Source organism: Kitasatospora sp. NPDC091257 (genome assembly GCF_044757675.1).
Taxonomy (GTDB): domain Bacteria; phylum Actinomycetota; class Actinomycetes; order Streptomycetales; family Streptomycetaceae; genus Kitasatospora; species Kitasatospora lactacystinica.
Map to the genome: position 1 here is coordinate 1 of NZ_JBIVVI010000710.1, position 4,813 is coordinate 4,813.

Annotated in this window: 3 protein-coding genes; 2 read left to right on the plus strand and 1 reads right to left on the minus strand. The window is 76.8% G+C overall.

All coding sequences use genetic code 11. The features are described 5' to 3' along the window. Both ACIQOV_RS27865 and ACIQOV_RS27870 read left to right on the plus strand, forming a co-directional pair. Nucleotides 1–537, plus strand: a 537-nt coding sequence (locus tag ACIQOV_RS27865) for a universal stress protein (RefSeq protein WP_401053112.1), incomplete at its 5' end; no start/stop codon positions are given. Nucleotides 538–635: 98 nt separating this feature from the next. Then, nucleotides 636–1,340, plus strand: a complete 705-nt coding sequence (locus ACIQOV_RS27870; RefSeq protein ID WP_401053114.1) for a DsbA family oxidoreductase — start codon at nucleotides 636–638, stop codon at nucleotides 1,338–1,340. 122 nt (nucleotides 1,341–1,462) lie between these two features. On the opposite strand, the gene ACIQOV_RS27875 is transcribed toward ACIQOV_RS27870, so the two are convergent. Beyond that, nucleotides 1,463–4,813 (minus strand): sigma-70 family RNA polymerase sigma factor (locus ACIQOV_RS27875; protein ID WP_401053116.1); only part of this gene is annotated, 3,351 nt, incomplete at its 5' end.

Sequence of the window (4,813 nt, forward strand, 5' to 3'; positions counted from 1 at the left end):
GGAGGCGCTGGAGCGTCACCGGGCGGAGCAGCGCGCCCGGTTGCTGCCGTCGTGCTGTCGGTGCTCGGCCGGCCGCCGACGGGGCGGCCGCCGGGGGTGCTGGCGGCGTGCGACGGCTCGGACGGGTCGCTGTGGGCACTCGACCGGGCGATGACGGAGGCCGAGCTGTTCGGGCTGCCGCTGTACGTGCTCGCCGTGGTGAACCCGGCGCCGGCCGGCTACCCGCCGGGGATGGCGGAGCTGGTGCAGGAGAGCGTGGAGACGCTGGTCGAGAGCATGGCGGACGGGCTGCGCCGCTCGGTGGCCGCCGTGCAGCGCCAGCGCCCCGCGCCGTACGCGGAGGAGCTGTCGCTGCACGTGGTGCTGGGCAGCGTGATCGAGGTGCTGCTGGAGGCGGCGACCCGGCAGCACACGCTGGTGATCGGCACCCGGGGCAACGGCGGCTTCGCCCGGCTGCTGATGGGCTCGGTGAGTTCGGCGGTGGTGCACCACGCGGCCTGCCCGGTGCTGGTGGTCCCGGCGCCGCCCGCGGTGTGATCCGCTCCACGGACCGGGCCGCCGGGAATGCACCGAGATGGTTCATCGTTCACCCATCTTGTACACATTCGCCAAGACGCCCCCTGGAGCCCCCCGCAATGAAGGTCGAGATCTGGAGCGACATCGCTTGCCCCTGGTGCTACATCGGCAAGCGCCGTTTCGAGCAGGCCCTGGCGGACTTCCCGGGCAAGGAGCAGGTCGAGGTCGTCTACCGCCCGTACCAGCTGGTCCCGGACGCTCCCGCGACCGCGAGCCCGCACCGCGCCTGGCTGGCCGAGCGCTACGGCCCGCAGTCGGTGGCGATGGACGCGCGGGTGGCCGAGCTGGGCCTCGCCGAGGGCATCACGTACGACTTCGACGCCGCGCTGCACGCCAACACCCTCCTGGGCCACCGGCTGCTGCACCTCGCCGAGGTCGAGTACGGTCCGGCCGTCCAGGGGCGGCTGAAGGAGGCGCTGCTGAAGGCGCACTTCACCGACGGCGTCGACGTCGGTGACCGCGCCGCGCTGACCGACGTCGCCGTGGCGGCCGGCCTGGACCGGGACCGGGTGACCGCCTACCTGGCGGGCGACGAGGGCGTCGCCGAGGTCGACGCCCAGCTGGCCGAGGGCCGCGAGCTGGGCATCAACGCCGTGCCGACCTTCGTCTTCGAGGGCAAGTGGGCCGTCCAGGGTGGCCAGGACGCCGAGACCTTCCGCAAGGTGCTGGACCAGGTCGCCACCGAGATCGGCGAGCGCCGTCCCGCCCCGGTGCAGGTCGCCCCGGCCGGGGAGGCCTGCGCGGACGGCTCCTGCGCCATCTGACGCCCGGCCGTCCGTCCGGCGCCGACCGGGCGCACGGCACCGCGGACCCGAGGCCCGCTCCAGGACTCCTGGAGCGGGCCTCCGTCATGACCGACCGGAGGCCCGACCGGAGCGCGAGCCCGTCACGAGCACCGGAAGCGGGCCTGGGCCCAGTCCGCGACGTTCAGCGCCGACCAGATCCCGCTCACCGGCGTGACCACCAGCTTGACCGACTTCTGCCCGGCCAGCGGCACGTGCACCGGCACCGCGTCGTCGCCGACGGCCAGCGCGCGGGAGCTCCACAGGGTGCTCCCGTCGCCGCCCTGGACGGAGAAGACGACCCTGCCCGGCGAGAGCGTGGCGTCGTCCACCCCGGCCATCGCGTCGAAGGACGCGCAGCTGCGGTTGAGGTCGATCACGGTGGTCGCCGGGGCGTGCACGGTGATCGCGTGCGGGTGGTAGTCGCCGCCGATCCAGCCGCCGTCACGCTGCCAGAAGTTGTCGCTGCCCTTCTGCCGGATGCTCGGCTCGGGCGGCGGCACCCGGTTGTTGCCGGGCTTGAGCACCGGCAGCGAGTTGCCCCAGAAGTCACTGAGGACGGGCGGCACCGGCGTGGGGACGGTCGGGGTCGGCACCGGCGGCAGGGTGGGCGTCGGCACCACCGGGACGTCGGGCGTGGGCAGCGGAGGCAGGGTCGGCACGGGCACGACCGGGGGAGTGAAGGTCGGCTTCGGCGCCTTCGAGCTGCTGGGCGCGGGCGTGACCGGCTCCGGCGCCCCGGTGGTGGCGGGCTGCGGAGTCCGGGAGGTGGCGGCCGGCTGGGCCGCGGGGCTCGCCGCGGGCGCCCCCGGGGCCGGATCGGCGGGGCCGGGCGCCGGAGCCGGGGCCGCGGTCGGCGCGGCCGGGGGCGGCGCCGGAGCGACGGCGACCGGGGCGCTGGGGGCCGGGGGAGCGGCCGCCGGGGGCGCCGGCTCGGGCGCGCCGGTGAGCGCGTACGCGGCGACGGCGGCCGCGGCCACCGCGACGGCGGCGGCGATCCCGGCCTTGGCGGCGGTGCCCAGGCCCTCGCCGGCCGCGGCGGCTCCCGCCCCGCCGGAGGCCGCACCGGTCGAACCGGCGGCGGCCGCACCCGCGGCGGCCCCCGAGGACCCGGAGGCGGCGGCCGTCCCGGCGGCTGCCGCTCCGCCGACGGCGGCGGCACCGCCCACGGCGGCCGCGGCGGCGCCGAAGCCACCGACGCCGATCCAGACGAGCACGCCGCCGGGCAGCAGGGCGCGCAGCCCGGTGTTGATCTCGGTCAGTTCCAGGCAGGCGGCCGTGCAGCGGTCGCACTCCTTGAGGTGCCGGCCGACCTCCGCCGAGGCCCGCTTGCGCAGCGAGCCCCGCGCGTACGCCCCGAGCCGGTTGGCGTAGGCCTCGCAGCCGCTGTCCTGGCTGCCCGAGACGTGCGCCTGGAGGAACGCGGCGGCGAGCCGGTCGCGGGCCCGGTGGGCCTGGACGGCGGTGGCGTTGGCGGTCTTGCCGAGCATCACCGCGACGGTCTTCGGGGACTCCCGCTCGACCTCGGTGTGCCAGAGCACCACCCGGTCGTCCTCGGGCAGTTCGGCGTAGGCCTGCATGACCATCCGCTGGTCGGCCATCGCCATCGCCCAGGCGTCGGCGCCCGGGTCGGCGAGGTCGAAGTCGACGACGGCGGCCGAGGTTTGCGCGAACACGGCGAAGTCGTCCACGAGTTGCTCGCGGCGCTCGCTGCGGTGCCAGGCGGCGGCGACGTTGCGCACGGCGGTCAGCAGGTAGGCACGGACGGCGAACTCGGGGCCCTTGCCCGCCCGCAGCGCCTGCAGGGTGCGGGCGAACACCTCGCCCGCGAGGTCCTCGGCGGTGAAGTTGTCCCGGCAGCAGGTGCGCGCGTAGCGGCGCACCGAGTCGGCGTGCCGGCGGTAGATCTCCTCGTACGCGGTGTCGTCGCCGGCCCGCACCCGGGCGGTCAAGTCGGCGTCGGAGGCGGGGCGCTCGCCGTCCACCGGGTCGGCGGGGGCGGACGGGTCGTCGGTGCGGCGCTCCATCGCGTCCAGCAGGGTGAGTTGGCGGTGCACCAGGACCTGGCTGCGGCGCGCGAGGTTGACGAACACCCCGGAGACTCCGGAGAGCACCTCGGCCCGTTCGACCGCCGCCGTGACCGCCGCCCGCTGGACGGTCCCCAGCGCCCGGTGCACCTGGCCGATCTCGTCGCCCCGCCCCACCGGCCGGGGCGCCTCGGCCTCGATGTCAACCTCCTCACCCGCACGCAACTTCCGCATGGTCGCGGGGAGTTTGCGTCCGGCCAGCTCAAGTGCCGAGTTGCGCAGGCCGATCAGCTCGGTGACCAGCCCGCGCCCGATCTGCACCGAGATCACCAGCGAGGCCACCACGCCGACCAGACCGAGCAGCACGGCCATCCCGGCCGGAGTGAACAGGCCCAGCGCGTAAGGGTCCTGACGCTCGGCGGCGAGCCTTCCGGCCCGGTCCTCGACGCCCCGCAGCGCGCCGGCCACGTTGCCCGCGACCATCGCCCAGCGGTCGGCCGGCACCGCCGCGACCGCCGATCGACCGTCGGCGGCCGTCCGCATCCTGTCCTCGTACCCGGCCAGCTCGCGGTGGTCCTGGCCCCCGGTGACGGCGAGCAGCTCCGCCCGGTCGACGGAGCGCAGGTCGGCGGCGGCGCCCCGCTCGAACTCGCGTCGGGCGAAGGCCGCGCCGGAGAACTCCCGCAGCTGGTCGTCACCGAGCCCGCCCGACAGCTGGGCGGCGCGCAGCAACGCGTCCTCACGGGAGAGCAGTTCGCGGGACCGGGCCAGCTCCAGCAGCACCCGCGCGTCGGCGGCCGCCTGGCGCTCCTGGAAGGGAGCGACGGCTCCGGCGGCGGCGAGCGCCCGGTCCACCGCCTCGCCGTACGCCGCGTACGCCTCGGGCCAGCCGACGCTCCTGGCCAGGGCCCGGTCGCGCAGTGCGGGCAGGGCCGCGAGCGAACCGCCGAGGGCGTCCAGCCGGGCGGCCGCCTCATCGCCCAGGCCCTGGGCGTCGGCGCGGTTGTAGCCCCGGTCGGGTCGGCGGGGGTCCGGGAAGAGCGGGGCGAGCGCCCGGTCGGTGGCCGCCGCCGCCTCGCGCAGGGCGCTCTCCCGGGCGGCGCTGGGGGCGGTCGCCGGGGTCGCCGGGGTCGCCGCCGGGGCTGCCGGGGCTGCTGGGGCCGCCAGCAGCTGACCGACGGCGGTGCGTTCGGCCTGCAGCCCGGCGACCGTCTCCGCGACCGGCGTGAGCAACGTGCGCTGGGCGTCGCGCTGGCGCATCAGGCCCCAGACGCCCTGGGCGGTGGTGACGGTGGCGAACCCCCACAGGGCGATGACGGAGACGACCGGGACCATCAGCAGGGCGATGATCCGGGCGCGGACGGTCCGGGGGCGCAGCCCGCGCAACCACGGGCCGGGGCGCGGCGGACGGGCGGGCGGCCCGGCATG